Here is a 26,455-nt window from a genome sequence, read left to right as displayed (position 1 = left end):
CCATGGGCGAGTTTGAGCTGATCCGCAATTTCTTCGCCGCCGCGCCTTGTGCGCAGGGCGGCGAAGGCGTTGCCCTCGGGATCGGTGACGACTGCGCCTTGCTGGCTGTTCCTCCCGGGGAGCAGTTGGCAATATCCACCGACACGCTGGTTGCCGGTGTGCATTTCGCAGATCCTTGCGACCCGTTTCTGCTCGGTCAGCGCTCGCTGGCTGTGGCCGTCAGCGATCTGGCTGCCATGGGCGCCACTCCGGTTGCCTTTACCCTTGCCCTGACCTTGCCGACGGTGACCGCCGATTGGCTGGACGCCTACGCCCGTGGTTTGAACCTCATGGCGCAAAGCTGTGGCGTGGCGCTGGTGGGCGGTGATACCTCCCGTGGGCCATTGAGCCTGACAATGACCGTGTTTGGGCGTGTGCCGACCGGTCAGGCGTTGACCCGCAGCGGTGCGCAGCCAGGCGATTTGCTGTGCGTTGGCGGTGAGCTTGGCAACGCGGCGGGGGCATTGCCACTAGTACTCGGTCAGCGGACGGCTGAAGCCGCCATCGCCGATCCGCTGCTGGCACATTACTGGTCGCCGCAGCCGCAACTCGCGTTGGGCCAGGCGCTACGCGGCAAAGCCACCTCGGCGCTGGACATCTCCGACGGCCTGCTCGCGGACTGCGGACATATTGCCCTCGCATCGAAGGTCGGCATTAAGATTGATCGGGACAAGCTGCCATTGTCGAAAGCTTTGGTCGCCTTCCTCGGCCAATCGGGTGCAGAAGTCGCGGCCCTGAGCGGCGGTGATGATTACGTGCTGGCCTTTACCTTGCCGTCCGTCGAGTTGCCGAAATTGGTGGCCGATGGCTGGCCGGTCCATGTGGTCGGCCGTGTTGTGACGGGGCAGGGCGTGGTGCTGCTGGACGCCGACGGACAAGACATCACCCCGCAAGCCCGGGGCTATCAACATTTTCGGGAGACACCGTGACAGATCATCCCAAACAGGTCCCGGCGGAATTCGTACCGCCCTCGGTCTGGCGCAATCCGTGGCATTTCCTGGCGTTCGGCTTCGGCTCGGGCACCTTGCCAAAAGCACCGGGCACCTGGGGTTCGTTAGTTGCGCTACCCTTTATCCCGTTGTGGCAGATGCTGCCCGACTGGGGCTACTGGCTGATGCTCGGCATCACCATGCTGTTTGGCTTCTGGCTGTGCGGCAAGGTCGCCGACGATTTGCGGGTGCACGACCACGAAGGCATCGTCTGGGACGAAATGGTCGGGATGTGGATCACCCTGTGGCTGGTGCCGGAAGGTTGGTACTGGTTGCTGGCGGGTTTTTTGATGTTCCGCTTCTTCGACATCCTCAAGCCGTGGCCGATTCGCTGGATCGACCGGCATGTGCATGGCGGCGTCGGGATCATGCTCGATGATGTATTGGCCGGGGTGTTTGCGTGGTTGGCGATGCAGGGGCTGGTTTGGATTTTTGCCTGACGGGCAAAACAGGGGACTAGGGATGGCTCGACGCTGGTTGGCTGTGATGATTTTCGCGATGTTTTGCTCGCTCGCCCAGGCGGGTGACGAGGCGACGACGCCGTCGGTGATTCATCTGGCCAGCGAAGACTGGGAAGACTACACCGCCGCCGATGGCCACGGTCTGGGCTGGGACGTATTGCGGGAAGTCTTCGAGCCGGCGGGGGTCAAACTGGACATCCGCAGCGAACCTTACGTCCGCTCCATGGGCCTGGCCCAGCGCGGTGAAGTGGATGCCTGTGTCGGCTCCTATCTTGATGAGTCCAGCGATCTGCTCTATCCGCACTGGAACTTCGATACCGATCACATCTATGCCTTGGGCCTGGCCAGCAACCCCGCGCCGACCCCGGAAACCCTGGGCAACTATCGACTGGCCTGGGTCCGCGGCTACGACTATCAGGATTACCTGCCCAACGTCCGCCGCTATAACGAAGTCATGCGGCGTACCGGGATTTTGTCGATGTTGACGCGCAACCGCGCCGACTTTTACATCGACGCGCTGACTGAGGTCGACTATGTCCTCAAATGGGCCAAGGATCCGTCGCAGTTCCGTCGCACCCACATCGCGGAATTGCCGCTGTATCTGTGCTTTGCCAAGACCCCCAAGGCTCGCACCCTGATGGCGCTGTTCGATCAGCGCATGGAGCAACTGGTGAAAAACGGCCAGCTGAAACCGATCTTCGAGCGCTGGAAACAACCCTATCCGTTCGACTCAAACTGAACACAAACCCTGTGGCTGGAGGCGATCCCCTGTGGGAGCGAGCTTGCTCGCGATGACGGTGTGTCAGTCAGCATTTTGGTAGCAGACAGTCCGCCATCGCGAGCAAGCTCGCTCCCACAGGGTGAAGTGGCGCACCTGATATCTAACTTTTTGATTGTTATGCCCCATAATTCAGCCTAAGCGTCTGTAGGAACGTGCTGTTACAATGCCGCGTCTGCGAATCTCCAGTACTTATTGATCAGGAGCACACCGGTGCCTGTCGTTTTTGTCGCCGCTTCCAAGCTGCCAACGCCTTTTGCGCAATTCACCATGCACGGCTTTCTCGATGAAGAAAACGGGCGCGAGCACGTTGTGCTGAGCCTGGGTGAGTTCGTCGACGGTGCCCCGGTACTCGGCCGGTTGCACTCCGAATGCCTGACCGGCGATGCCTTGTTCAGCCAGCGTTGCGACTGCGGCTCGCAACTCGAGGCCGCCTTGCAGGCCATCGCCCGTGAAGGCCGTGGCGTGTTGCTGTACTTGCGTCAAGAAGGCCGTGGCATTGGCCTGCTGAACAAGATCCGCGCCTATGAATTGCAGGATGGCGGCGCCGATACCGTTGAAGCCAACGAGCGTCTGGGCTTTGCCGCCGACCAGCGCGACTACGCCATGTGCCTGCCGATGCTGGAGCACCTGGGCGTGAAATCCCTGCGTTTGATGACCAATAACCCACGCAAGGTCAAAGCCTTGACCGACATGGGCATCGTGGTCGCCGAGCGCGTGCCGCTGCACACCGGCCACAATCCGCACAACAAACTCTACCTGGCCACCAAGGCCAGCAAGCTCGACCACATGATGGGCAACGAGCATCAGGGTGAGGCTGACCGGGCGTGACCCGCGGTCAGGTTCGGCGGCGACTGTCCGTCAATTGGTGGCAATACCTGGCGCTGGCCTTGGTGCCGCTGTTCGTGATCAATGGTGTGTTTGGCCAGAGCGAGGCAATCCTGCCGGTGCTGGCGATGCCGCTGTTCATCGCGGGTGTGGCGTCGATGTTTGTCAGCCTGAAATTCTTTGGCGGCTACAAGCACGCGCTGATCGCCACTCAAAAAGCCCTCGACACCCCTGAAGAACCTGCTGCCTGGATCGCCCTGGCTGCCAAGCGTCGCACGGCGTTCCTGGCTGCCGGCCTGCCGGCCTGGATCGGCGCGCTGGCGGTATTCGTCGGCCTCGAAGCCGTGCCGTTAATGCTGCTGTCGCTGTCGACCCTGGTGCTGTTCTACCTCTACCGTATTCCGCGTCAACTCGGCTGATGCGGCCCGTCTGGCTGGCGGTTTTGCTGCTGGCCGTCAGTGGCCCGGCGGCTGCGGTCGAACGCGTTGTCAGCCTCGCGCCATCGCTCTCTGAAATCGTTGTTGAGTTGGGTTCAGCCGACCTGCTGGTGGGTGTGCTGGATGCCGGTGAGCGTCCTGCCGAGCTCAAAGACCTGCCTTCGGTTGGCCGCTATGGCCAGCTGGACATGGAACAGTTGCTCAGTCTCAAGCCCGATCTGTTGTTGCTCTGGCCCGGCAGCGTTGGCCCGGCCCAGCGTGAACAGCTCAAGCGGTTGAACATCCCGACCTACGTTGCCGAACCCCACAACCTCGAACAACTCACTTCGCAGATTGAGGCGATTGCCTCACAACTCGGCCGTCCGGAGCGTGGCGTTTCTTTGTCTGAGAAGTTGCGTCAACGACTGGATTCGCTGCGCCAACGTTATCGTCGGGGTGTGCCATTGCGGGTGTTTTATCAGGTCTGGGATCGGCCGCTGTACACCGTTGGTGGCGGGCAGATCATCAGCGATGCGCTTGAGGTGTGCGGAGCGCGCAATGTGTTTGCCGACCTGACGTTGCCAGCACCCCAGGTCAGTATTGAGGCGGTATTGCAGCGCAATCCAGAAGTGATTCTGGCCAGCGATCAGGCGCAACTCGATGCGTGGAAAGTCTGGCCGCAAGTGGCTGCAGTGGCGCAGGGGCAATTGCTGCTGGTGACGGATAAGGGGCTGGAGCGGCCGAGTGGACAGATGATCGAAGCGACGGCCAAGTTGTGCCAGTTGATCGCGCCTGACCGCTGAGACCGAGGTGTGGCCATCGCGAGCAAGCTCGCTCCCACAGGAGTTTTGTGTCGTTCACAAATCCAGTGTGGGAGCGAGCTTGCTCGCGATGAGGCCAGTCCAAACACCACAAATCAGGTCAGAGCTCCGGCGTCCAGGTCACCCCAAACATCCACGCCCGACCTTCCTCGCGATACCCATGCTGACTGCCGTCATGGCTGTACAGCGCCCGGCTGTAACCCTTGTCCAGCAAGTTATCGACCTTCAGCTCAAGCTTGATCTCACGATTCAATTCCCAGCTGCTGCGCAACCCCAGCAACGCATACCCGCCCAACGGCTGCTGGTTGTTCTCATCGTCATAGCTGCTGCTCACCGCCTGCCAACTGGCGCCGAGCCCTAGCCGGTCAAACTGCCGATCCAGATCCAGGCTCAAGGTCCGCCGCGCGCGACGAGCCAGGGTGTGGCCGCTGTCGCGGTCCCGCGGGTCGATGATCGCCACGCCGAGGTTGCTCTGCCAGCCGAACAGTTCCTGTTTCAATGCCGCTTCGAACCCGTTGATCCTCGCCGAGGCCACGTTCTGCGGTCGTGAGTTGCTACCGAAAATAATCGCGTCTTCCAGGTCCGTACGGTAAAGCGAAGCTTCCAGGCGAGCGGTGTCGGTCAGCTGACTGCGCCATTGCAGCTCATAGCTTTTCGACGTCTCGGGTTTCAGATCCGGATTACTGAAGTCGGGGTAATACAGATCATTGAACGTCGGCGCGCGGAAGCCTTCGCTGTAGGTCAGCAGCACATCGTTGTCCGGATTCAGCGGCAGGGTGAAGGTGCCGCTCCAGCTGTTCTGGCCGCCGAACTGCTGGTTCTGATCCCGGCGCAGGCCCAGCTCGGTGGAGAAGCTGTCCGCCTGGTAATGATGCTGAATGAACGCCGCGCGGTTCCAGCGGCTGTCCTCGTCGAATGGCGTGCTGCTGTTGATTCGGTCCTCGTACCAGTCGCCGCCGAGGATCAGGCTGTTGCGCTCGTCGAGGGTCAAGTCGTTCTGCCAGTTCACCGAGTCGCGATACGTGTTGAACACACTGCGTTCGTCACTGAGCTTGTCCAAAGTTTTTTCGCGGTTTTCGCTGTGGCCGAACTCGACGCGGGTTTTCCACAGGTCACTGATACGCGCATCGACGTAGCTGCTGATGCTGCTGACTGCGAAGTCACTGTAGGGCTGCTGCTGGACTGACTCGAACGTGTCCATGTCGAAGCGGCCGAACGGATTGTCGAACTCACTTTTGCCACGGTTATCCAGCAGGTTGGCGCCGATTTCGATGTCATCGGTGAGGGCGTGACTCAGGCTCAAACTCATCGATTTGTTGCGGTATTCGTCATGATCACCGTCGCTGGGATAGGACTCACGGGTGCGATTGATTCCGGCGGTTTCATCGAGGCTGGCACCGAGGTTAAATCGGGTCTGCTCGTCGCCGCCGGACAGCCCGAGGCTGCGTTCCCAAGTCTGGTTGCTGCCAAAGCCCATGTGCATTCGCGGTTGCAGGCCTTGCTTGTCGCCGCGACGAGTAAAGATCTGGATCACCCCGCCAATCGCATCGCTGCCATAAATCACCGAGCGGGAACCGCGCAGCACTTCCACGCGCTCGACCTGTTCGATGTTGATGTGTTGCAGGTTGCTGTCGCCCGAGGTGGAGTTGCCGATGCGCTGGCCGTCGACCAGCACCAGGCTTTGGGCCGACTTGGTACCACGAATGTAAATCCCCGGCAGGCTGCCGCGCCCGCCGGTTTGTCCGACCTGCACACCCGGCACACGACGCAGCAAGTCAGTGACACTGCTCGGTTGCAGACGATCGATGTCTTCGCGGGTGAACACGGTGTTGGCGGCGCTGCTGTCATTGCGCGCTTCGACCTGACGGTTGGCGCTGATCAGCACGTCGGGAAGCTTCAGGGCCTGATCGCGTTCGAAGGTGTCGGCCAGCAGTTGGCCGGCCGGCAGCAGGGTCAGCGTCAGGGCGAGGCGGGAGAGTTTCATCGGTAATCCGTGGTATTTCGGGTAAGCACAAATCAAATGTGGGAGCGAGCTTGCTCGCGATGGCGGTGTGTCAGCCAACATTTAAGTCAACTGATGGTCCGCTATCGCGAGCAAGCTCGCTCCCACAGGGTTTTGTATGTGTCTTTAGATGTTCAGCAGTTGCAGGCGCTCACGCACCGAAGCTTCGATCCCGGCCTCATCCAGCCCGCATTCAGCCAGCATTTGCGCAGGCTTGGCGTGCTCGACGTAACTGTCCGGCAAGCCCAGGTGCAGCATCGACTTGAGGATGTTTTCGCGGGCGAGAAACTCGCTGACTGCGCCACCGGCGCCGCCCATGATCGCGTTCTCTTCGATGGTCACCAGCAGCTCGTGGCTGCCGGCGATGTCGCGAACCAGTGCTTCATCGAGCGGTTTGACGAAACGCATGTCGACCACGGTGGCATTCAGCGTCTCGGCGACTTTCAGCGCCTCGGCCAGTTGCACGCCGAACACCAGCAGGGCGACTTTGCTGCCCTGGCGACGAACCACACCCTTGCCGATTTCGATCGGTTCGAGATTTTTCTCGATCGTCGCGTTCGGGCCAGAGCCGCGCGGATAACGCACCGCCGCCGGGCCGTTGAACAGGTGGCCGGTGGTGAGCATTTTGCGCAGTTCGTTTTCGTCGCTCGGGGTCATCACCAGCATGCCGGGGATGCAGCGCAGGAACGACAGGTCGAAGCTACCCGCATGAGTCGGGCCGTCTTCGCCCACCAGACCGGCGCGGTCGATGGCGAACAGGACGTCGAGGTTTTGCACCGCGACGTCATGAATCAATTGGTCGTAGCCACGTTGCAGGAACGTCGAATAAATCGCCACCACCGGTTTCGCGCCTTCGCAAGCCATGCCGGCAGCGAGGGTCACAGCGTGTTGCTCGGCAATCGCCACATCGAAATAGCGCAGCGGGAAACGCTCGCTGAAGGCCACCAGATCGGAGCCTTCTTTCATTGCGGGAGTGATGCCGACCAAGCGCGGATCAGACGCGGCCATGTCGCAGAGCCATTCACCGAACACACCGGAATACTTCGGTCCGCCAGCTTTCTTCGGCGCGGCGGCCGGAGCGTCCAGCGGTTCGAGTTTGGTGATCGCGTGGTAACCGATCGGGTCGACTTCCGCCGGGGCGAAGCCTTTGCCTTTCTTGGTGACGACGTGCAGGAACTGCGGGCCTTTCAGATCGCGCATGTTGCGCAGGGTGGCGATCAGGGTAGGCAGGTCGTGGCCATCGATCGGGCCGATGTAGTTCCAGCCCAGCTCTTCAAACAGCGTGCCGGGGACCAGCATGCCTTTGGCGTATTCTTCGGTACGACGGGCGATTTCCCAGGCGCCGGGCAGGCGCGACAGGACCTTTTTGCTGCCTTCGCGCATGCTCGCGTAAGTGCGGCTGGAAAGGATCTTCGCCAGATAGTTCGACAGCCCGCCGACGTTGCGCGAGATCGACATGTCGTTGTCGTTGAGGATCACCAGCATGTTGGCGTTCACTTCCGGCGCATGGTTCAGCGCCTCGAAGGCCATGCCGGCGGTCAGTGCGCCATCGCCGATCACGGCAATCGCCTTGCGATCACTGTTTTGCAGGCGGGCGGCAATGGCCATGCCCAGCGCTGCGCTGATCGACGTGCTGGAGTGGCCGACGCCAAAAGTGTCGTACTCGCTCTCGGAACGACGCGGGAAGGCTGCGACGCCGTCCTTCTGGCGCAGGGTGCCCATGCGCTCGCGACGGCCGGTGAGGATTTTGTGCGGATAGGCCTGATGACCCACGTCCCACACCAGCCGGTCGTCCGGGGTGTCGAAGACGTAATGCAACGCGATAGTCAGCTCGATGACACCCAGGCCGGCACCGAAATGCCCGCCGGTCTGTCCGACCGTGTAGAGCAATTCCAGGCGCAACTCATCGGCCAGGGTTTCCAGCTCGGCTTCGCCTAACCGGCGCAGGCCGTCCGGCGTGTTGGCACGGTCGAGCAGGGGCGTGGTCGGGCGCTTGCGGGGAATCTCATGAAACGTCGTGGGCATCAGGCGAATCGTTATAGGTATAAAAGATGCGGCAGTTTACCTGATGCATCGCCCCCTGCCCACGCGTTGGTATTTTTTGGCGGATACGCCGTCAGCTGCGCCGTTCGACGATGTAGCGGGCCAGATCGCGCAACGGCTCGGCCGCCGCGTCAAACGGTCGCAGCGCGTGCAGGGCTTGATCGCGTAGTTCCAGGGCGTAAGCCTTGGCCGCGTCGAGACCGAGCAGGGACGGGTAGGTTGGCTTGTCGCGTGCGATGTCGGCGCCCTGGCGTTTGCCGAGGGTTTCGGTATCGCTTTCGACGTCGAGAATGTCGTCCTGCACCTGAAACGCCAGGCCGATGGCCTGTGCATAAGTCTGCAAGGACTTCAGTTCGTCCTTCTCGGCACGGCCGCTGGCCAGGGCGCCGAGCTTGACGCTGACCTCGATCAGCGCGCCGGTCTTGTGCCGGTGCATGGTTTCGAGGGCTTTTTGATCGAGTTTCAGACCGACCGAACCGAGGTCGATGGCCTGACCTCCGACCATACCTGCCGGGCCTGCGGCCAATGCGAGAGCACTGACCATTTGCAGGCGGATTTCAGCGTCAGAGTTGCTCAGACGCGGGTCGAGCAGGGCGCTGAAGGCCAGGCTCTGCAAACCGTCACCGGCCAGAATCGCACAGGCTTCATCGAATTTTTTGTGAGTGGTCGGCTGGCCGCGACGCAGATCGTCGTCGTCCATGGCCGGCAAATCGTCATGCACCAGGGAATAAGCGTGAATCAGCTCCACTGCGCAAGCCGCGCCGTTGGCTTGCTCAGCCTTGCCGCCCAGCGCTTCGCACGCGGCGTAGGCGAGCAGCGGGCGGACGCGTTTGCCGCCATTCATCACGCTATAGCGCATGGCCTCGTACAGGCGCGCGAGCTCAGGGCTCGGCGCGTTGAACAGGGTTTCCAGTGCAGCATTGACGCGGGCCTGGCTGGTCGCCGAATACGCTGCAATCATTCTGGCTGATCCGCTTCGAAGGGTTCCTCGGCCAGCTCGCCATCACGCTCGAGCAGCACCTGAACCTTTTGCTCGGCCTGGGCCAGCGCCGCCTGGCAATCGCGGGTCAGACCGATGCCTTGCTCGAAAGCCGTCAGCGAGTCTTCCAGCGACAATTCGCCGTTCTCCAGACGCTCCACCAGCGTTTGCAGGTCAGCGAGAGATTGTTCGAAATCCAGTGCAGCTTTTTTGCGGGCCATGGCGGCTATTTCCGGTTGACGTTAAACCGGCGCGACACTAGCAGACATGGGGGTTATGGGCAAATGAGGGCGGCATTTCAGCCATTGGTTTCAGCAGCAACACATTCTATGTAGCAGCTGGCGAAGCCTGCGTCCGGCTGCGCAGCAGTCGTAAAACCAGAGCGCGCGGTACATCAGGTATACCGCGCAGCAGGATTGACGACTGCTGCGCAGCCGGACGCAGGCTTCGCCAGCTGCTACAAATCGCATTACGGCTTAACGGAGCGGGGTATTCGGCTCATTTTATGAGCCGAATAAGATCGCTATTCGGCTCACGCTCCGAAAATGTGCGTGAATCCCACCGCAAATATAGATGTATCCGATTGTTAAAAAACCGCCGAATGGCTAATCTTCGCGCCTTCTACGACCCGATAGTCACGGGTCTTTCTGACGAAACGCAGTTTTTGGATCTGTAACGCGCCGAGGATCGGGCGCAAGGTTTCGTTATGCATGGCAGGAGGCGTTACATGCGTTCATTTCTTCTATTGCTGATGGGGCTCGTCTGCGCGACCGCGGCGTTGGCCGAGCCTTCGGCCGAGGTGTCGGAGCCCGTGGGTGGCTGGCGTTATTCCGGCCTGTTGGACCGCAGTGAAAATCCTCAAGTCGCCTATCCCACGCCACCGATCGATCGCGGTGTGCAGCGCAATCGCACCATGATCCAGGGCCAACTCAAGGCCATCGGCACTCAGCGAGGGCCGCACACCCTGGCGGTCAACGGCAATCCTCTGAATCTGTACACCGACGATCAGGGGCGTTTCGCCCGGCCGTATGCGTTTGGCGCTGGCTCCAACAGCGTCGAAGTCCGCAGCTCTGAAGGCAAATCGCTCAAGCGCGTTCAATTCTATGAAGCCAACAATCTGCGCACTCCGGCGCGGATTCGCGTGGTGTTGGGTTGGGATGACCCGAAAGCCGAACTCGATCTGCACATCGTTACCCCCGACGGCCAGCACGCGTTCTGGGCTCGCCCGGCGATGAGCAATGGCGGCGGTCTGGACCCGGATGGCGTCGATGGCCCCGGCCCGGAAATGTTCACCATGACCGCGCCGATGCATGGCACCTATCTGGTTTACGTGAACTATTGGGGCAACTTCGGCAGTGGCGGCTATAACTTCGATGAGACCAGCAACCAGAACGAGGTGATCACCTCGCAGATCAACCTGGTGCTCAACGAAAACACCGTCGACGAAAAACGCGAGACCTTCATCGTGCCCCTGCGGGCCATCGGTGACCTGCTGCTGGTCAAGACTTTCAACTATTAAGCATCCCGCTCCACGGATGACATCGGGTTTTGTGAACATGAGCGATAACACTGTTTCTCCGGCCGCCGAAACGCCTGCAGCCAAAACTCCTCGTCGCTGGCCGGCGCTGTTGGTCGGGCTGGTCCTGGTGGCCGGTGTCGCGGCCGGGTTGGGTTGGTTCATGAGCAAACCCAAGGCGCCACCGGCAGAGTTGGCCAGCGACAAACTGGGCATGAGCCGGCCGGACGGTCTGCTCGAAACCCATTCCTTGAGCCAATTGCCCAAGGACTTGCTGGCGGTGCCGTTCCTCAAGGAAACCCTGACCGAAGATTTCGTCTTCTATTACGAAGCGCACGCAGATCGCCTCGGCTTGATCGGCAGTCTGCGGCGGATCATTTACGAACATGACCTGAAGTTGCAGGACAGTTTGATCGAGCAGCTCTTCGATCAACCGGCGGATGTGGCGCTGTGGCGTGGGGCGGATGGTCGCCTGAAAGACTTTTTGTTGGTGATGGATCGCGGTGGTCTGGCCAAGGTGCTGGAGTCGCTGGCGAAAGTGGCGATGGATGATTCACAGCTGACCAAGCTCAGTGAAATCAAGGTCGGCGGCGATGTGGTGCCGCTTTATCAACTCACCTACAACCACAACAAAGCGCTGCTGTTCGCCTCTCATGGCGACAAACTGGTGGTGCTTTCCAACCCTGCCAAGCTGTATGACACCGGCCACGGTCTGGTCGACGAACCCGGCATGGTGTCGACTGAATCGCTGGAAGCACTGCTCGGCGGCCAGAAAATGTTTCCCGAAGCCTTCGGCCTGCCACCCCGCGCCCCTGAAGTGAAACAACGCCTCTCGGTCAATTCCAGCGTTTTGGCCATGGGGTATCAGCGTTTCATCCCGAACTTCGCCGGGCTGCGTTTCGACATGGACGACAAGGGCTGGCACAGCTTCCTCGCCATGGACGAACTGGACGACCAGCCGGACTTCGATTTCAAGCCGATCTGGCAAGCCATGCCCATGGGCGCCAGTGCCTGTGTCGCCTTGCCGCTCGCTGCCGAACAACAGAAACCGCTGCTGGTAAAACTCGGCGCCGAAGAGTCGGTGGCCCAGGCCCTGACCGAACACATGGCCGGTGCCGCCGGCCTGTGCTGGTACGCCGATTCGCGGTTGTACACGCCGTTGCTGGTGGCCAGCCTGAACGATGATGACAGCGCCAAACTCGACGGCGACTTGGGCAACCTGTTCGGCTCGATGGTCGGCGCCTACGAAGGCAACGTCGAGGAGCACGCGTTCCCGGTCGTGGAAAAACAGGAAGGCCAATCCCATCAGTGGCAGCGACAGGTCAGCTCCAACTTCGGTCCCTACAAGGCCAAGGATGCCGAGAACCCGGACGCGATCACCGGCAAGGCGTTCATGAAAGTCAGCCTGGCACGCCACGGTTCGACGCTACTTTTCTCCCTCGACGACAAGCTGGTGGACAAAGCCCTTGGCACCCTCGACAAACGCTTCCCGCCGATGGCCGACGTGGTACCAAAAGACCTGCTGATGCCGGTCTACTTCGGCCCGGATTCGATGGCGCAACTGATGCAACAGGAAACCCTCGACAGCCTGCCGCAAGACATGGAGCCGGTGTTCTACAACGCCGCGCAGACCTACCTGATCCCGAAACTGCGCAAGCTCGGCGGCTACGGCAAATACGCCCTGACCTTGCCGGAAGGCAGTGAACCCGACGGCCACTGGCAATGGCTGCCGCTGGAATGGAAAGCCCTGTGACAGCACTTATCCGAGGCCTTGGCCTGCTGGCGTTGCTGCTGGGCACCCGGGCATTTGCCACTGAGGCGCCGCCACTGGACGTGCAGCAATCCCAGGTATTCCGTGCCTGGTTCGTGCGCATCGCCCAGGAACAACTGACCCAAGGCCCGAGCCCGCGCTGGTATCAGCAGGACTGCGCCGGCCTTGTCCGTTTTGCCGCCAACGAAGCGCTGAAAGTCCATGACGATAAATGGCTGCGCAGCAATGGCCTGTCCAACCGCTACCTGCCGCCAGAGCTGCAACTGAGCGAGGCCCAGCGCGGCCTCGCCCAGCAATGGCAGCAGGGCGGCGGCAAGGTCGGGCCATACGTCAACGCGATCAAACTGATTCAGTTCAACAGCCATCTGGTCGGCCGCGATCTGGCGCAAGCCCGGCCCGGTGACCTGATGTTTTTCGATCAGGGCGATGACCAGCACCTGATGATCTGGATGGGCCGCTACATCGCCTATCACACCGGCACCACCACCCCGACTGATAACGGCATGCGCTCCGCAAGCCTGCAGCAACTCATGACATGGAAGGACACCCGATGGATACCCGACGCAGCCAACCCCAACTTCATCGGCGTCTATCGACTGAACTTTCTCTCCCAATGATCGGTGCCCGCATGCTGCGTATCTGTTCAAAACTGCCTCTGTTGCTGGCGCTGCTTCTGCCTCTGTCGGCGGTGAATGCCGAAGACACCGTCGAGCCGAGCGGCTACACGTCGGTGGCCGGTGAAAGCTTTTTTCTGTTGGCCGACAGCAGTTTTGCCAGCGACGAACAGGCGATGGTTCGCCTCGAAGCGCCTGGCCGCGACTACCGTCGGTTCCGCATGGAGCCTTACGGCGGCGCCGACATTCGTGTGTACCGCATCGACAAGCCGCTGGATTTCCTCAAGCGCCAGAAGAACCTGCACCGCGTGGTCAGCGACGGCCAGTTCAAGGGCGAAGGCCTGTCGAACACCCTCGCGTACCTGTGGGACAACTGGTATCGCAAATCCCGTCGCGTGATGCAGCGAGCGTTCTCCTACGAATCGCGTAAACAAGTCACCGAGGAAGTACCTGAGCTGAAGATGGGCACCGCGATGGTCGCGCCAACGCCCTACGACGCCCAGCCGCAATTCGCACTGATTCCGGGCCTGCCGGTGGTCAGCCAATTCCGTTATCCGTTGTGGCAAGCCAAGCCTATCCAGCCGCCTGAGGGCGTGAACCTGGCCGGCTCTTCCAGCGAATTCGTCAGCGTTGCGCCGGGTAACGTTTACATCCCGTTGGGCAACCTGAAACCGGGCCTGTATCTGGTGGAAGCGCTGATCGGCAAGTACCGTGCGACCACCATGGTATTCGTCTCAAACACCGTGGCCGTGAGCAAGATTGCCGGTGATGAATTGCTGGTGTGGGCCGCGCGCAAACACGAAGGCAGTTCGGTGCCGAAGGTCAATGTGCTGTGGACCGATGGCCTGGGTGTGATGAGCAGTGGTGCGACCGATGCCGATGGTTTGCTGCGTCTGAAACACGTCAGCCCGGAGCGTTCGTTCGTGATCGGCGAAGACGAAGAGGGCGGGGTGTTTGTCTCCGAGAACTTCTATTACGACAGCGAAATCTACGACACCAAACTCTATGCCTTCACCGACCGGCCGCTGTATCGGCCGGGGGATTGGGTGTCGCTGAAAATCGTTGGTCGCGAGTTCAAGAACGCCCGCGACTCGGTGCTGCCGACTGCAGCCGACGTCAACGTGACCGTGCTCGATGCCACCGGCACGGCGCTGCAATCGTTGGCGCTGAAACTCGATTCCAAGGCGGGCACACAAGGCCGGTTCCAGTTGCCGGACAACGCTGTGGCGGGCGGTTATGAGTTGCGTTTCAGCTACAAGGATCAGGCCTACAGCAGCGCCTTCCGTGTCGCCGAATACATCAAGCCGCACTTCGAAATCTCGCTGAACCTGGCCAAGCAGGACTACCGCACCGGCGAACCTGTGAAGGGCAGCCTCGTGCTGCTGTACCCGGACGGAAAACCGGTGGCCAACGCCAAGTTGAGCCTGAGCCTGCGTGCTCAACAACTGTCGATGGTCGACAACGAACTGCAATACCTCGGGCAATTCCCGATTGAGCTGACCAGCACCGAACTGACCACCGATTCCAAGGGCAACGCGACACTGGATCTGCCGGCTGCCGAGAAACCGAGTCGCTACATGCTCACCGTGTTCGCTAGCGATGGCGCGGCGTATCGGGTCAAGACCACCAAGGAAATCCTCATCGATCGCGGCGCGGCGAGTTTCAGCCTGCGCGCGCCTCAGCGTTTTAGTGCGGTAGGTGACAAGGTTGCGTTCAGTTATTTGAATGAAGGCGGCAGCGAGCAAAGCAAAGCGGTCACGCCGAGCAGCTACAGCTGGGTGCGTCTGGAAGACCAAACGGCTGGCGAAGGCAAACTCGCCGCGAAGGACAAAGGCTTCACCTTGGCCTTCGACCGCCCGGGTACTTACAACCTGACGCTGAAGGATGACCATGGTCGTGTGGTCGGCGCCACCGGTCATTCGGTCACTGGCGACGGCGTCAAAGCCGTGCCGGGCACCGTGGAAATCGTCCTTGATAAACCCGAGTACAAGGCCGGCGATGAAGCCCTCGCATTGATCACGTTCCCTGAGCCGATCAGCGATGCACTGTTGTCGCTGGAGCGCGACAAGGTCGAGGCCACAGCGCTGCTGTCCAAGGGCGGTGACTGGCTGAAGATGGAAAAACTCAGCGAGACCCAATACCGCGCGCGTATTCCGGTGAAGGACAATTTCGCACCTAACCTGACTTTCTCCGTGCTCTACACCAAGGGCGGTCAGTACAGCTTCCAGAACGCCGGTATCAAAGTAATCGCGCCGCAAATCGACGTGGTCATCGCCACCGATAAAGAGGCGTATCAGCCGGGTGAAACCGTGTCTGTGGACCTGACCACCCAGTTCGCCGGCAAACCGATCCCGGCACACCTGACGGTCAGCGTGGTCGACGAAATGATCTACGCATTGCAACCGGAAGTCGCGCCGACCATCGACCAGTTTTTCTACCACCCGCGCCGCAACAACGTGCGCACCAGCGCCAGTCTGTCGTTCATCAGCTACGACGTCGCATTGCCGGGCAGCCCGGGTGCGCCAGGCAAAGCCAATCGCAGCGAGCGAGGCGTGAAAGTGCTGGAGCGGCCGCGTCGTGAAGACGTCGACACCGCCGCGTGGCAGCCGGAATTGATCACCGACGCCAACGGCAAAACCCGTTTTACCTTCAAGATGCCGGACTCGCTGACCCGCTGGCGCATCACCGCCCGGGCGATCGCCGATGACGGTCAGGTCGGGCAGAAAAAGCAATTCGTGCGCTCGGAAAAGCCGCTGTACCTGAAGTGGAGCGGCCCAACCAAATTCCGCGCTGGCGACAAACCGGATCTCGGTGTGTTTGCTTTCAGCCAAGCGGAAAAACCGGCCAAGGCTGAGTTGGTGATTCATTTCGGCGGTACCGAACAACGCGTCCCCGTGACGCTGAATAACGGCATCAACTACATCGCGCTTCCAGCGTTCGCGTTGGCCAGTGGCGAGTGGTCGGCTGAGCTGGTGCAGGACGGCAAAACGGCTGATGCATTGGCTGTGCGGCTGACCGCGACCGGCGAAGGCTGGCAGGTGACTCAGAGCCAAAGCCTGGACGTTGCCAGCGGTGATACGCCGTTGACCTTGCCAGCGGACGCGACGGATATTCGTCTGCGTCTGGATGACAGTCCGCAAGCGCTGTTCCGCTCGGCACTCGACGATCTGTTGAGCTATCCGTACGGCGGCGTCGAACAAACGGCCAGTCGTTTGCTGCCGCTGAGCATCGCGTATCCGACCTTGTCGTCGAATCCGCAGATTCGCGATCGCTTGCGCTTGATCATGCAGAACAGCCGTCTGCGGTTGGTGCAAATGGCCGGGCCTTCGGCGAGCTTCACCTGGTGGGGCATGGATGGCGAGCCGGATGCGTTCCTCACGGCTTATGCTTACTACGCCGACTGGCACGCCAGCAAAGCGCTGGAGTTGAGCCTGCCGCCGGAGCATTGGCAGCGGGTGCTGGAGGTCTATTCGAAGCAGGCCAAAAACACGCCGCTGTTGCAGCGCGCGCTGATTCTGTCGTTCGCCAAACAGATGCAACTGCCGGTGAACACCTTGCTCAGCGGTTTGATGGATGATCTGGCGAAAGCGGGCGAGGGCAATGCGGCGAACCTGATGGACGATGGCGAAGACAGCATCGTCATGAGCGATCCGGATTCGGCGCTGGGTCTGGCGGCGGCTCGTGCGCTGACGGCCTCTTTGGCGAAGCAATCGAAGGTGACTCTGCCAGACGCATTCAATCGTCAATTGCCAGACGCGCAACAACGATTGGCGGTCAGTTCGCAGCCGTTTGCCGAAGTCTTGAACCTGTCACTGCAAGCCTTCGATCAGGCTCACGCGCAAGCGTTGTTGCAACGTCTGCTGCCACAGCAATCGACCCTGGAACGCGCGTTGGCGCTGACCTGGTTGCAACGCAGCATCGAGCAGGCTTCGCCTACCATCGCACTGGCTCCGGGTGAAGGCTGGAAGAAAAAATACGGTGATACCGGGGAGACTTATTGGACGTGGCAGGGTGCTTCGCCAGTGCCCGCAGTGCTGTCGCTGACCGGTGCGCAAGAGCGTCCGTTGCGAGCGGCTTTGAGCTTCCAGACCAAACAACCGCTGGTTGATCCGATGGCCGTGACCATCACCCGTCGCCTGTCGCGTCTGGTGCCGGGCGACGAAGCCTTCACCTTCAAACTGGAGGCGGTCGGTACCAAGCCGTTGTCCAGCGACAGCCTGTATCTGGACGAAGTGATCATCACCAGCAAAGCCGCCAAACCGCTGCGCTACGGCATGCTCGAAGTGCCGCTGCCACCGGGTGCCGATGTCGAGCGCACCACGTGGGGCATCAAACTCATGGGCAAGGCCGGCACCGAACCGTCCGCGTTGGAGAAAGCGCGTTTCGAGCCGGGGCAAATGGCTTACGCGATTCCGGTCGATGCCTTGAGTGGCGAGTTGCGCCTGCGGCATCTGGTGCGCTTCTCGCAGAAAGGTCAGTTCAACCTGCCGCCGGTGCGTTTCACTCAGGTCTACGCGCCGCAGCACCAGGCTCAGGAACAGAAACCGGCCCTCGGCCAGGTCACGGTCAACTGATATGACCCGACCTCTGGTCTGGTTGCTGCTGTGCTTGATCCCTGCGCTGGCGACAGCGCAGGAGGAGCCGCTGCGCCTGGCTTTCAAAGGTGAGTTGCTGTCGTTGAGCCGGACTCAGGTGATCGCGCGCGAGCCGTTGCCTGCTGATGTGCAGACTCCGCTGGGCAGTGTGTGGAAGTTGTTTGTGTACGGCTGGCTGGTTGATACCAACGCCCATGAATCGCCTTACGAATGTCGCGGGCAGTCGAAAGAGGAAGTTTACTGCTGCACAGCGGGCGGCAAGATTGAGCGCGATCAGGCGTTGGTGAAGTCTTGTGGTTTGTATTTTGAGCCTGCGCGGTTGGGTATTTCTGATGCTGGTTGGCGGGAGTATTGGCAGGCACGTAAGGCACCGGAGTGGTTGCTGAACTTGCCTTCGTTGCAGCCTTCCACGCGAGTTTCAGTGGCTGAGTTGCTGCGAATGCTGGCCGTGATGCCGGCGCAGGATCAAGCGCGGCGGGTGTTGCTGGATGTGGTGTTGAATGCGGCTGACGGCAATGTCGTGGGCGAACTCGGTGGCCGGTTGCGGGTGAAGACCTGGAGCTGGTTGGGGGATCAGGACCCTTCGTCGCGTCAGGGTGGGTTTGCTGGGTGGACGGCGAACGGTACGCCGGTTTGGGCCGGTGGGCGTGGGACCAGTCAGATGGTTTTGCGCAATTATGGTGGGGCGTTGGCTTCGGTGTTGCCGGTGGATTGGCCTTTGGATGCGGGACGCTGTGTCGAGGTGGGGCTGTTTTCACGCTATCCCGTCGGGCGCGTTCTGGCGGGGGATCGTGTTGTTGAGTCCGGGCCCTTGCAGGGCGATTACCGCGTCGAATTCACCAACGGCAATCAACTCGATATCCACAGCGACGGCGAACTCTTTCTGCTCAAAGACAAACTCGTCGCCCGCCTGGACCGCGAAGAATATGTCGCCCGAGTCCTCCAGCGCGAAGCCAGATCCGAACCCGCCGAAGCAGCCAAAGCTTTGGCCATCGCGATCCGCACGTACCTGCTGCAAAACGCCACCCGCAGCGGCGACTGCCTGAGCATCGACGACAGCAGCAGCCGGCAACGCGTCGCCCCACGTCCAGCTACTGCCGAATCACGCAACATCGCCGCCTGGACCAGCGACCTGGTCCTCGCCGGCAGCACCGTCACCTACCACTCCGACCAGCCCGGCCCGGACAAACTCTCCTGGCACCAAGCCGTTGAACAAGCCAACGCAGGCCAACGCTACGACGCCATTCTGCTCCACGCTTACCCGCGCGCCAGCCTCAGCCGCTGGGACAACCCCGTCGCCTCCTGCGAGACACTCCCCGCCGCGCAAAACTGGCTGCAAAACCAACGTCGCGGCTGGCGCCAGCGCCTCGAAAGCGAAGTCGGCTACAACGAAGTCAGCACCTTCGCCGTCTGCCGCCTGGCCTTCGGCCGTCCCTACGTCGACCGCGACCGCCAGCGCATCTATGTGCGCGGTGTGCTGTCGCTGCAAGACCGCCTCGACCTGACCCACGAATACCTGCACCTGGCCTTCGAAGCACACCCCAACGGCCAGGATGAAACCTACATCGAAGGGCTCGCCCGCCACCTCTTGCTGGAATAGGCCATGAAACTCCGTTATCCACAGGTCCTCCTGTTCCTCTGCTCCTTTTGCGTATGGCCGACGACGTTCGCCGCTGAAAGCGCCGCCAAACTCGACACCCCCGTTGGCGGCTGGCGCACTGGCGCGCCTGAAGGAGAAGGCGAAAACTTTCGCCAGATCGTTAACTACCCGGCCTCCTCGGTGAACACCCCGGTGGGGCAGGCCAACACTGCACGCATCACCGGGCAAATCAACGCGACGCCCAAGTCTGGTGAGCCGGGCCGGTTGATCGTCAACGGCGTCAGCATGCCACTGAAGATTGACCCCGCTGGTCGCTTTGATCGTCCGTTCTCATTCCCCAATGGCAGCAACAGCGTCGAAGTCCGCAGCCCCGATGGCCTGCAGCGCCACCGCACGCAGTTCCTGAACGCCAGTGGTGGCGCCACTCCAGCGAAGTTGCGCGTGCTACTGGCTTGGGACAGTGATGGCACCGACCTCGACTTGCACCTCATCACACCCGACGGCGCCCATATCTGGTACGGCGACCGCGTTGTTCCCAATGGGGCTGCGCTCGATGTCGACGTGACGACCGGCTACGGCCCGGAAATCTTCGCCATGCCGGCGCCGATCAAAGGCCAATACCTCGTCTATGTGAATTACTTCGGCGGTGGGTATCGCAGTGATGATGAGGGGCAGGAGGACGCGGTTCAGCCGCTGACGACCGCACAGGTAACGGTGATTACAGAGGAAGGGACACCGAACGAGAAGATGGAGACGTTCCTGGTGCCGATGCGGGCGGTGGGGGAGTTGACGTTGGTTAAGGGGTTTAGTTATCCGTGACCTTAAGGAAATGTCCCGCAGAGCGCGTTACCTTCATAACCATGACTGATCGGCCCCAACATCATGAAGGGACCACAGGCATAAAAGGGAGCTGGCACCTTCTGCTCTGAGTTCAGCAACACCACGTTGTTTCCGAATACATCGTTGCCAAAGGATTGCTCGAAGTAAGACTCACAAACGGGCAGCTTTAACGGTACTGGAATGATCACAGCCCACACGGTGATGCCGCACCACTCGCGTTTAGGCAAAGACTTCACCGTACTGGTAATGACCGGCGTCCTGGACTGATAAGTCAGGTCTCTGTAGGCGTCTGTTTTATGCGTTGTTTTCTCCGGGACCGCTACGATTGCGCCGACACAGCCGGCCAGGCAGAGAAGCAGTGCTGCTGTGGTGATCAGGTTTTTCATGCGGAGCCGGAGGATTGGAAATGAAGGTGACGAAGGGTACAACAACCCGAAATTCGGATCATGCACAAGGGCGTGCAACATGCCAGTCAACAGGAAGAGTCTGCTGGCGCTGAAATGGGCGTGAGTTACGACTTCACCAAGGGGAAAACAACGAATTCAGTTCTTGCTGGGTTCGGGGCCATCAATGCCGATCCAAACATGCGCTCCGCCCAGGTCGGCGTCAGGGTGTTGGCGATTTTACGGCAGGGTAACTGACATCCCGCAAGACTCCGATGTACCCCTTATAGAGGTTGCTGGCGGGCACGAGTTGCTGCGCCACGAGTTGCTGATGCACGCGGTGCAAATGGTAGAAGGGCACGCGCACAAAGAGGTGGTGCTCGATGTGGTAGTGAATGGCATGCGGGCCGAACACAAAGGTCTGCCAGTTCGCACGGACGATGCTGCGCGCATTCTGGCTTTGGTCATCGCAGGCCGGCAGGCCGGCATGTTCCATTATTGCCCTGACGCGGCCCATCAATGGCAGCAAGGTAATAGCTGGCAGCAGCCACAAGCCTAGGTAAAGCAAGGCGTGCCCGTACCACGTCAGTATGCCGAGCAGCAGACCATTGCTGGCCAGCACTGAAAAAATTTCCCACGCTATATAGCCCGGTGATTTATCTGCTTTGGGCATGATGTCGAGATAGTCGCCTCGGGCGAATTTGCCAGCGCTGATGAGGTATCCCACCCCACATAAGTCCGCCAGCAGCCTGGCTGCCAGCTTGCCCTTTGGCAGCGGGAAGTCGCCGATACCAAACACCGCGACTACCGGGTCGTCATGCTGCATCGGCGCGAGATGATGTTTCAAATGCCCGACACGGTAGGTTTGCAGCGACAGAAACAACGGGCCAGCGGCAAAAAATTGCCCAATCAAATCATTCAGGCCTTGGTGGCGCAGCACAACGCCATGGGCGCTTTCATGCATGATCACCGCCAGTGCGAGTTGACTGCGGGCGATGATGATCGCCGCCACCACGTAAGTGATGGGGTGCGGCCAGATCGCCGCACACACAAATGACACCGCGATCAATCCCCAGTCAGCCAACAGCGCCAGCAACGTGAGCCACGGTTTCAGCGCAAATAGCTCGGCGGGCGGAGTAAAAGCATTCAGTGCCAGATTGTCGCCTGCACGGGATTTTGGTTTGAGCACGTGCATCACCTCCTTGTGTTTGTGACGGCGTAATGTGGCGGTCTCACAATGTGAGCAGGCGGCTGACCCACGCGTCAATCCGCGCCTGGGCGCACTCATTGCCTGCCGACCCGTTGGGTTGAGGCGTTTGCATCTGGGTCAGCTCCGCTGCGGCTTGTGCCACCTGGCAGCGAAAATCATTGGCGTCACCGCGCCAGGTCACCACGCGGTGCACCAACTGTAACTGTGCCGCGCGTGCGGCATTGGTGGCCTGTTCGGGCTGATCGGTGACGACCAGGATGATAGGGCGCTGATAGACCCGCGCGATCGACAGCGCTGCCATTCCAGGTGCAGACACGATCAATTTCGCCTGCGCCGCGTGGGTGGCCCAATCCGGGTCAACCCCGAGCCAGCCAGCAAGTCCGGCATAGCCTTCACCCACCTGATGCGCGTTCAGGCCTGCATCGGCGATACCCGAGCTCAACGCCTCGGCCAGACGGGTGTCGCTGAAATGCGGGTTCAGATAGATCGCCGCGCCAACTCGGTGTGGCGCCGTTTGCCTGACGGCCAGAGCGATGGGTGTCGGCAATCGAAACAGTGCCGGTGCCTTTGCATCGTCGATCTCATAGGCGAAGTCATGTTCGATACACGACCGTGCCGCGTCTATCTGCCGGCCGACTATCCAGCCGAAAACACGCCCGAAGAGACGCGGCCACATACCCTCGAAATTGTTGATCAGTGCGACCTTCAGGCTCGCGCCATATACGTGCACGACCTTGCGTCGCCAACCGGGCATCGTGCCCATGAAAAGCAGCGCCGGGTGGAAGGAATCATTGATCAGCAAGTCCACGTTACGCAGTTTGCCGCGCAGGCGAATGATGTCGCGGAGCATCCTGCCAGGGCGGAAAACATAATGCGCCACGTTGCTGTTTGTAGCCTTGCGCAGCATGTTCTGCCCGCTGTCAAACTGAACCGCATAGTGCTGCGACAGAATGTCGGCCTTAATGCCGAAGCTTTCCAGAAAGAGCTGCCCCTCACCCGAGGTGGTCAGGACTTCGACCTGCGCGCCAGCCTTGTGCAGCGCGTGCACCAGCAGTTGCGCGCGCATTAAATGGCCGCGAGCATCGGCGGTGGCGAGGTAGAGGATGCGTGGCTTCATCGGTCACCACCCCGTAAGCCGCTTGACCCACCATAGATCCAACCGGCCACGTACATCACCAATGCGCCGGTCACGCCGAAGCCTGATTCGATAGCGCGAATCTCGGCCAGTAACGTGGCCAGGTAGCCCGTTTCATGTGGGGCCACGATGCGCCGCAAGGTGTTTTCGCACAGCCGGACGTGAGCTTTCTCGTCAGCCAAAACCCTCGATAACAACGGATATAGCCCATGCTCGTGTCCAATGACTGCACAGTGACGACTGAGTACGCGCTCCGCCATCTGTTCGGCGCACAGCCCCGTCGCGTAAGCGGGTACCAACAGTCCCTGTTCGAAGTGCTGTTTATAGCGATGCGCCAGGCGCTGCCAGCGCACAATCTTGCGCCGGCTGAGCCAGTCCGGTGCAAGGCGCGTTTCGCCATCATCCCCTGCGGCGCGTAATGCTTCGCTAAACAGCATCACATGCCGGCGTTCATCGGCCAGATGTTGCTCGACCTGACGCTCAAGCCAGTCGGGTGACTGCGGTAATAACTCTTCCAGTAGTGCGCGTTCCGTCGCGTCCTCTCCGGCGAGATACATGCGCAGGAGCAGTCTTTCCCCGCGTCGGCTGCGATGCAAACGAACCAGCGCAGCACGTTTGATACGGTCAACCCAGCGCGCTTGCAGCGCGATCAGGCCTTGTGCTTTGGGGGTTGCCAGGCACGCGTAACCGGCTTCGGTGCAGGCTTGCTCAACCACACTCATTGGGCCGACTGCTGCGCAGTGTCGATTTTGACTGATGCCGTTTGAGCTTCCGGCTTGCGGTGCCAAGCCAGGATCAAGCCGATAAAGCTGTCTCGCATAAAGGCGTACCCCGAAGTGGCGGCGCCGGAGAACGCTTCTTCACGACCATTTAAACGCAGATAACCTTTGCCTTTGAGTGCCCCGAACTCCAGCGTGTCATGTTTATTCAAGCCACGCTGGCGCACGTCCTGTAGTAGCGGGCTGTCCTCAAGACCGAATATAAACAACTGGCGCTGCACCACCCACAATGGAATGTGGCTGCTCAACGCCTGCAGTTTGAGCGCCCAGCTGCCATTTGCGAGTAACTGATTCAGGTCGGTGGTATTGGGTTCTTCCGATGTAAAACTGGCCCGCATCAGTGACTTCGACAACTTGCCTACGCCGAGGGAAATCGTAATGTCGTTGGCAGACAGATTCTTCGCGTCGCTTGCGCGCACTCCGATGAAATAGCTAGCCACCCGCGCTGCGAGCGATGGGTGAGCGAGTACATCGCGAGCTTGTTCGGCTGTGAACAGCACACGCTCAGTGCCGCCTTCGCGGACGCTGATCCGGTAAGGGGGCATCACGATGTCATCGAATTTTCCGCGCACCGGCGAGTGTACGTAGGTGTCGGGTTTCCAATTCTTGCCCGATCGACGCAGCAGCACATGCAGGCTCAACGGGACACGCTGACCATCAGACGCGATGCCGCTGCCGTGCAGCAGTACGTCGCCTATAACGGTTTCACTGTCATGCGCTGCATCGGCAGAAATAAGAATCGTATGGGATTCAATGTCGAGGCTTGCGTGAGCATCCGGGACATCCAGCGCGATGCGGTTGCACTGCGCGTTTACGTTGTTGCCAGTACTGCCCATGAGGTCCGGCGGACATCCATCGCTGGATGCGAAGTGAAATACGCCGCGGCCGGTAAACTCGGACGGAGTGGCGTTGACCTGAATGCTCAGCGACAGCAGTACCAGGCCCATCATGAAGGAGCAGCGTGAGGCGGTGGCGTCAGTTTTCATCGTTACTTCCTGTAAGCGCGGTCTTATGTGCAAAAAATGCGACCTTGCGCGGTATCAATCCAGATTTCGGTGATAAGACAGCGATTCAGAATGGCGAGCTTTCGCGCGACCGGCCGAGATACCCAGTCCTCGAACGATCGCCCCTGCGGTATCCAGCAATGACATGCCGATCAAAATCGCCGTAGCTGCGATGCGTCGCACCCCGTGTAAAGGCGGTAAATCCTGGTGGTTTAATGCGCGCAGGCTATAGCCCAGACGCCCCGTCATCACGCAAAAAGGGCCCAAGGGTCCACTGCGGCCGAGCCATTGGAGCCAGGCAGGCATGTAAGCGCGTACCAGATACGGTGTGAGGTCGACACTGTCCCCACCCCTGAGCCAACGCAGTTTAACCACTTCACCACGGGTATCCGGAAGCCTGTGTTCAGTGTGCGCGAGAGGGGCATACGCCACCGCAACACCCGCGGCTTGCAAGCGTAAGCCCATTACTTGGCAATGGGCGCGATAGACGCCGTCGAGTGGCTCATAGCGATGCTGTTCGAACGTGTCACGGCGAAAGGCGACGTTGTTCGCATAAAAATTGCGGGTGGCGCCTTCACGCAAGGGGCTGGGGAAATACATGAAGTCGATCGCAGTCAGTGCACTTCCCGTAAGGCTGGCGTCATAACTGGTGCGCCCGGCGACCGCCAGCGGTGCCGTAGCGTCGGGCTGGGCAAAGGGGGAGAGCAATTGCTCCAGCCAGTCGATGCAAGGGACACAGTCGGCATCTGCAAATACAACGTACTGGCATCGGCTCTGATCGACACAGTCGAAACCGATATTTTTCGCATCGTAGTAGCCGGTGCGGGGATCAATTTCGACGAAATCGATCTGCCGCCCGGCCAGCTCGGAAATATCTTTGCACGCCTGCGCATTCAGACCGTCATGCGTGATGACCCACTGCGCAAAAGATTCGGGTGGCAATGTTTGCTGCCCTAAGGTGATGATCAGCCGTTTCAGACTCGCCAACGCTTCTAGCGAATCATTGCCGCCGCGCAGATTATTGGTCTCAACCACTAATGCCGTGGTGGCTGCGACGAAATCCAGGTCGCTCGTTACTTCCCTGTTTTTATGCACCATTGGCATCCCAAGTTATTGCTTCGTAATAGTTGTATTCGCTCAGACTCTTTTCGCCCGAAGTGAATGAAGTCAGTCTTGTTGCTTCGACCCTGACCAGAGAAGCGAAAGAAGCGTGCGGGAGTCCATGAGGTGATCATCGACGCTAACCAGTCCCGGCAGAGCATGCCATGGAATACTGGCGCTATGGTGATGCCGATTCAGCATTACTGTTGCCAAGCCCGCTGCGCCCCCAATGGCGGTGCCATACCCCTTGGATCTCGCTCGGCGCAAGGCGCACTTGCGAGGAGAGGACTTACCGCCGTTTTGAGCTTTGATGACATCGCGCATGGGGCGCAATGATGCTCCAGCTGACCTCGTCACCCTGCACGCCAGATTGTTCGAGGCCGAAACTATCTATTGAACGGTATGGCGTTGCATAGCGGCGCCAGTAAATCTGAGGCATTAAAAAGCCGGCTTGTGGCCGGCTTCTCGGGGACTGGCTTGGTTCATTTTTGGTAAACCGCGCCAGCCTTCAAAACGTACACCCGGATCTTGCGTCCGGCTGCGGGACTTGG

The 26,455-nt window shown here is 60.3% G+C and carries 24 protein-coding genes; 13 read left to right on the top strand and 11 right to left on the bottom strand.

From position 1 onward, the window contains the following. Positions 1-2: 2 nt before the first annotated feature. The 6 genes from thiL to ACA079_RS28900 all read left to right on the top strand — a co-directional run bounded on the left by thiL (position 3) and on the right by ACA079_RS28900 (position 4,314). A complete protein-coding gene (gene thiL / locus ACA079_RS28925) occupies positions 3-968 on the top strand; it encodes a thiamine-phosphate kinase (RefSeq protein WP_497701778.1) in 966 nt (321 codons plus the stop codon). After that, a complete protein-coding gene (locus tag ACA079_RS28920; protein WP_003228639.1) occupies positions 965-1,468 on the top strand; it encodes a phosphatidylglycerophosphatase A family protein in 504 nt (167 codons plus the stop codon). Before thiL ends, ACA079_RS28920 begins: the two co-directional genes overlap by 4 nt. 22 nt (positions 1,469-1,490) lie before the next feature. Continuing rightward, on the top strand, positions 1,491-2,228 hold the full coding sequence (locus ACA079_RS28915) for a substrate-binding periplasmic protein (protein ID WP_497701777.1): 738 nt from the start codon (positions 1,491-1,493) through the stop codon (positions 2,226-2,228). Between the two features lie 252 nt (positions 2,229-2,480). Continuing rightward, positions 2,481-3,098: a GTP cyclohydrolase II gene (ribA, locus tag ACA079_RS28910; protein WP_033059420.1), complete on the top strand. Its 618-nt coding sequence runs from the start codon at positions 2,481-2,483 to the stop codon at positions 3,096-3,098. After that, positions 3,095-3,514 carry an MFS transporter gene (locus ACA079_RS28905; protein WP_095131408.1) on the top strand — a complete coding sequence of 140 codons (420 nt, stop codon included), beginning with the start codon at positions 3,095-3,097 and terminating at the stop codon, positions 3,512-3,514. Before ribA ends, ACA079_RS28905 begins: the two co-directional genes overlap by 4 nt. Further along, complete coding sequence (locus ACA079_RS28900; RefSeq protein WP_497701776.1) at positions 3,514-4,314, top strand: cobalamin-binding protein; 801 nt, start codon at positions 3,514-3,516, stop codon at positions 4,312-4,314. Before ACA079_RS28905 ends, ACA079_RS28900 begins: the two co-directional genes overlap by 1 nt. Positions 4,315-4,432: 118 nt before the next feature. Here the strand turns inward: ACA079_RS28900 and ACA079_RS28895 are convergent, their stop codons facing one another. The 5 genes from ACA079_RS28895 to ACA079_RS28875 all read right to left on the bottom strand — a co-directional run bounded on the left by ACA079_RS28895 (position 4,433) and on the right by ACA079_RS28875 (position 10,068). Continuing rightward, on the bottom strand, positions 4,433-6,316 hold the full coding sequence (locus ACA079_RS28895; protein ID WP_497701775.1) for a TonB-dependent receptor domain-containing protein: 1,884 nt from the start codon (positions 6,314-6,316) through the stop codon (positions 4,433-4,435). Between the two features lie 144 nt (positions 6,317-6,460). Further along, complete coding sequence (gene dxs, locus ACA079_RS28890) at positions 6,461-8,359, bottom strand: 1-deoxy-D-xylulose-5-phosphate synthase (RefSeq protein WP_497701774.1); 1,899 nt, start codon at positions 8,357-8,359, stop codon at positions 6,461-6,463. Between the two features lie 91 nt (positions 8,360-8,450). After that, positions 8,451-9,338: a (2E,6E)-farnesyl diphosphate synthase gene (gene ispA, locus ACA079_RS28885; RefSeq protein ID WP_497701773.1), complete on the bottom strand. Its 888-nt coding sequence runs from the start codon at positions 9,336-9,338 to the stop codon at positions 8,451-8,453. After that, positions 9,335-9,577, bottom strand: coding sequence for an exodeoxyribonuclease VII small subunit (locus ACA079_RS28880; protein WP_056743654.1), 243 nt, complete (start codon positions 9,575-9,577; stop codon positions 9,335-9,337). Before ACA079_RS28880 ends, ispA begins: the two co-directional genes overlap by 4 nt. Positions 9,578-9,942: 365 nt before the next feature. Further along, on the bottom strand, positions 9,943-10,068 hold the full coding sequence (locus ACA079_RS28875; RefSeq protein ID WP_497701772.1) for a hypothetical protein: 126 nt from the start codon (positions 10,066-10,068) through the stop codon (positions 9,943-9,945). A gap of 15 nt (positions 10,069-10,083) precedes the next feature. On the opposite strand from ACA079_RS28875, the gene ACA079_RS28870 reads away from it, so the two are divergent. The 6 genes from ACA079_RS28870 to ACA079_RS28845 are packed head-to-tail and all read left to right on the top strand — an operon-like array spanning position 10,084 to position 20,271. Continuing rightward, the gene (locus tag ACA079_RS28870; RefSeq protein ID WP_497701771.1) at positions 10,084-10,875 is read left to right on the top strand and encodes a YfaP family protein; all 792 of its coding nucleotides are present in this window, start codon (positions 10,084-10,086) and stop codon (positions 10,873-10,875) included. 37 nt (positions 10,876-10,912) lie between these two features. Next, positions 10,913-12,625 (top strand): DUF2138 domain-containing protein, encoded by a 1,713-nt coding sequence (locus tag ACA079_RS28865; protein ID WP_497701770.1) that lies wholly within the window; start codon positions 10,913-10,915, stop codon positions 12,623-12,625. Then, positions 12,610-13,260, top strand: coding sequence for a DUF1175 domain-containing protein (locus tag ACA079_RS28860; protein ID WP_095131398.1), 651 nt, complete (start codon positions 12,610-12,612; stop codon positions 13,258-13,260). Before ACA079_RS28865 ends, ACA079_RS28860 begins: the two co-directional genes overlap by 16 nt. Next, complete coding sequence (locus ACA079_RS28855; protein ID WP_497704392.1) at positions 13,257-17,831, top strand: alpha-2-macroglobulin family protein; 4,575 nt, start codon at positions 13,257-13,259, stop codon at positions 17,829-17,831. The genes ACA079_RS28860 and ACA079_RS28855 overlap by 4 nt, the downstream gene beginning before the upstream one ends. Before the next feature lies 1 nt (position 17,832). Next, the gene (locus ACA079_RS28850) at positions 17,833-19,452 is read left to right on the top strand and encodes a DUF2300 domain-containing protein (RefSeq protein WP_497701769.1); all 1,620 of its coding nucleotides are present in this window, start codon (positions 17,833-17,835) and stop codon (positions 19,450-19,452) included. A gap of 3 nt (positions 19,453-19,455) precedes the next feature. Further along, positions 19,456-20,271: a YfaP family protein gene (locus ACA079_RS28845; RefSeq protein WP_497701768.1), complete on the top strand. Its 816-nt coding sequence runs from the start codon at positions 19,456-19,458 to the stop codon at positions 20,269-20,271. A gap of 2 nt (positions 20,272-20,273) precedes the next feature. On the opposite strand, the gene ACA079_RS28840 is transcribed toward ACA079_RS28845, so the two are convergent. Further along, positions 20,274-20,678 carry a hypothetical protein gene (locus tag ACA079_RS28840; protein WP_497701767.1) on the bottom strand — a complete coding sequence of 135 codons (405 nt, stop codon included), beginning with the start codon at positions 20,676-20,678 and terminating at the stop codon, positions 20,274-20,276. Positions 20,679-20,738: 60 nt separating this feature from the next. Between ACA079_RS28840 and ACA079_RS28835 the strand changes: the two genes are divergently transcribed. Continuing rightward, the gene (locus ACA079_RS28835) at positions 20,739-20,933 is read left to right on the top strand and encodes a hypothetical protein (protein WP_497701766.1); all 195 of its coding nucleotides are present in this window, start codon (positions 20,739-20,741) and stop codon (positions 20,931-20,933) included. Here ACA079_RS28835 and ACA079_RS28830 read toward each other — a convergent pair. The 5 genes from ACA079_RS28830 to ACA079_RS28810 are packed head-to-tail and all read right to left on the bottom strand — an operon-like array spanning position 20,899 to position 25,901. Continuing rightward, positions 20,899-21,864 (bottom strand): fatty acid desaturase family protein, encoded by a 966-nt coding sequence (locus tag ACA079_RS28830; protein ID WP_497701765.1) that lies wholly within the window; start codon positions 21,862-21,864, stop codon positions 20,899-20,901. The genes ACA079_RS28835 and ACA079_RS28830 overlap by 35 nt on opposite strands. A 43-nt stretch (positions 21,865-21,907) precedes the next feature. Beyond that, positions 21,908-23,002 (bottom strand): glycosyltransferase family protein, encoded by a 1,095-nt coding sequence (locus ACA079_RS28825; protein ID WP_497701764.1) that lies wholly within the window; start codon positions 23,000-23,002, stop codon positions 21,908-21,910. Next, positions 22,999-23,742, bottom strand: a complete 744-nt coding sequence (locus ACA079_RS28820; RefSeq protein ID WP_497701763.1) for a hypothetical protein — start codon at positions 23,740-23,742, stop codon at positions 22,999-23,001. The genes ACA079_RS28825 and ACA079_RS28820 overlap by 4 nt, the downstream gene beginning before the upstream one ends. Beyond that, on the bottom strand, positions 23,739-24,785 hold the full coding sequence (locus ACA079_RS28815; protein WP_497701762.1) for a hypothetical protein: 1,047 nt from the start codon (positions 24,783-24,785) through the stop codon (positions 23,739-23,741). Before ACA079_RS28815 ends, ACA079_RS28820 begins: the two co-directional genes overlap by 4 nt. A gap of 54 nt (positions 24,786-24,839) precedes the next feature. Next, a complete protein-coding gene (locus tag ACA079_RS28810; RefSeq protein ID WP_497701761.1) occupies positions 24,840-25,901 on the bottom strand; it encodes a glycosyltransferase family 2 protein in 1,062 nt (353 codons plus the stop codon). Between the last annotated feature and the right edge of the window lie 554 nt (positions 25,902-26,455).

It is taken from the genome of Pseudomonas sp. LBUM1645, from assembly GCF_059716185.1.
The sequence above is the reverse complement of the archived record's forward strand: the minus strand, read 5'-3'. Positions and strand labels throughout refer to the sequence as shown.

Coding starts and splice junctions, on each gene's coding strand:
- thiL (WP_497701778.1), top strand. CDS start 3: ATGGGCGAGTTTGAGCTGATCCGCAATTTCTTCGCCGCCGCGCCTTGT.
- ACA079_RS28915 (WP_497701777.1), top strand. CDS start 1,491: ATGGCTCGACGCTGGTTGGCTGTGATGATTTTCGCGATGTTTTGCTCG.
- ACA079_RS28900 (WP_497701776.1), top strand. CDS start 3,514: ATGCGGCCCGTCTGGCTGGCGGTTTTGCTGCTGGCCGTCAGTGGCCCG.
- ACA079_RS28895 (WP_497701775.1), bottom strand. CDS start 6,316: ATGAAACTCTCCCGCCTCGCCCTGACGCTGACCCTGCTGCCGGCCGGC.
- dxs (WP_497701774.1), bottom strand. CDS start 8,359: ATGCCCACGACGTTTCATGAGATTCCCCGCAAGCGCCCGACCACGCCC.
- ispA (WP_497701773.1), bottom strand. CDS start 9,338: ATGATTGCAGCGTATTCGGCGACCAGCCAGGCCCGCGTCAATGCTGCA.
- ACA079_RS28880 (WP_056743654.1), bottom strand. CDS start 9,577: ATGGCCCGCAAAAAAGCTGCACTGGATTTCGAACAATCTCTCGCTGAC.
- ACA079_RS28875 (WP_497701772.1), bottom strand. CDS start 10,068: ATGCATAACGAAACCTTGCGCCCGATCCTCGGCGCGTTACAGATCCAA.
- ACA079_RS28870 (WP_497701771.1), top strand. CDS start 10,084: ATGCGTTCATTTCTTCTATTGCTGATGGGGCTCGTCTGCGCGACCGCG.
- ACA079_RS28865 (WP_497701770.1), top strand. CDS start 10,913: ATGAGCGATAACACTGTTTCTCCGGCCGCCGAAACGCCTGCAGCCAAA.
- ACA079_RS28860 (WP_095131398.1), top strand. CDS start 12,610: ATGGAAAGCCCTGTGACAGCACTTATCCGAGGCCTTGGCCTGCTGGCG.
- ACA079_RS28855 (WP_497704392.1), top strand. CDS start 13,257: ATGATCGGTGCCCGCATGCTGCGTATCTGTTCAAAACTGCCTCTGTTG.
- ACA079_RS28850 (WP_497701769.1), top strand. CDS start 17,833: ATGACCCGACCTCTGGTCTGGTTGCTGCTGTGCTTGATCCCTGCGCTG.
- ACA079_RS28845 (WP_497701768.1), top strand. CDS start 19,456: ATGAAACTCCGTTATCCACAGGTCCTCCTGTTCCTCTGCTCCTTTTGC.
- ACA079_RS28840 (WP_497701767.1), bottom strand. CDS start 20,678: ATGAAAAACCTGATCACCACAGCAGCACTGCTTCTCTGCCTGGCCGGC.
- ACA079_RS28835 (WP_497701766.1), top strand. CDS start 20,739: ATGCACAAGGGCGTGCAACATGCCAGTCAACAGGAAGAGTCTGCTGGC.
- ACA079_RS28825 (WP_497701764.1), bottom strand. CDS start 23,002: ATGAAGCCACGCATCCTCTACCTCGCCACCGCCGATGCTCGCGGCCAT.
- ACA079_RS28820 (WP_497701763.1), bottom strand. CDS start 23,742: ATGAGTGTGGTTGAGCAAGCCTGCACCGAAGCCGGTTACGCGTGCCTG.
- ACA079_RS28815 (WP_497701762.1), bottom strand. CDS start 24,785: ATGAAAACTGACGCCACCGCCTCACGCTGCTCCTTCATGATGGGCCTG.
- ACA079_RS28810 (WP_497701761.1), bottom strand. CDS start 25,901: ATGGTGCATAAAAACAGGGAAGTAACGAGCGACCTGGATTTCGTCGCA.